The organism is Pseudomonas psychrophila HA-4, from assembly GCF_000282975.1.
Lineage (GTDB): Bacteria > Pseudomonadota > Gammaproteobacteria > Pseudomonadales > Pseudomonadaceae > Aquipseudomonas > Aquipseudomonas psychrophila_A.
On record NZ_ALJC01000055.1, the window covers coordinates 1 to 1005 of the forward strand.

The following is a 1005-nucleotide window of genomic DNA, read 5'->3' on the forward strand; positions in this document are numbered from 1 at the left end:
TGGGTCAATACCACGGGTAAAGCCATAGGGCGCGGCCATGTTTCGAAAATCGTCGACTCTGTGACAGTTAAAAACAGTGGTGGATTGATAGCCCTGACAGCGTTATTGCTCAATAGCTGGAATGCCAGTAATTATCTGGCGCAGGCGAGTGAGTTGGAGGGGATGGATGAGCAACGGATATACGACACCGTGTCTTCGACGTTATATGCCGGGGCAGCGTTGGTAGCGGTGATTGATAACCAGATTAGGGGAGGGGTAAAAGATAGGATTTTTACATTTAAATTTCCAAATAACCATTTGGCTGTCGCTCCTGTATTGACGCTTTTTGGTGGTGTTATTGGTGGGTTTTCTGCCGTGGCAGCATTTAATGAATTCAGATCACTGCAACTGCAAATCGAAAACTCTCACGACTCTATAGATCCTTGGTTGAAGATGCGACGAAATGTAGTTGGCGGACAATTTCTAACCTTTACCGCTCAGGCGGTAACAGGGCTTTTTTATACTTTTAGGGTTATTGCGGGAGGGCTCACTGTCAGCGCTTCAGTCGGAGGGTACTTGTTGTTGATGGGGCCACTTAACTTCTTAATTGCAGTGCTGGGTGTGTTGTATCTGATTGCTTGGTATTTCCAGCAAACGCCTATGCAGAATTTTCTAAATGATTGCTGCTGGTCAAAGTCGCGTGCTCGCGACCTGAGCCCCATTACATTCGATGCCCAGCAAGACGAACTTGATCGTTTATACGGCATTCTTTATACCCCTAGAGTCAGCTTCGAATCCGCTGAACCAAAAAGTGTAATGAATGCTCTGCAAGCAGGCGTAATATCCACTGGCATCAAAACACTCACCATAGACCTGCCAGGTGCCGAGCCAAATAGTGCATACCTAGATATAACCATGCTGGGTAATCCGCTAGATACATTAGCGATACGCGAGCGGATAAAAAGTGGTGAGGGGAAATACACAGGTGAAGAACCCATGCAAGATATTGGCGATTGTTGGATACAC

The 1005-nt window shown here is 46.6% G+C and carries 1 pseudogene; it reads left to right on the forward strand.

The annotated features are described in order from the left end of the window. A pseudogene (locus B347_RS25540) lies at nucleotides 1–1005 on the forward strand (hypothetical protein); the annotation flags it as partial.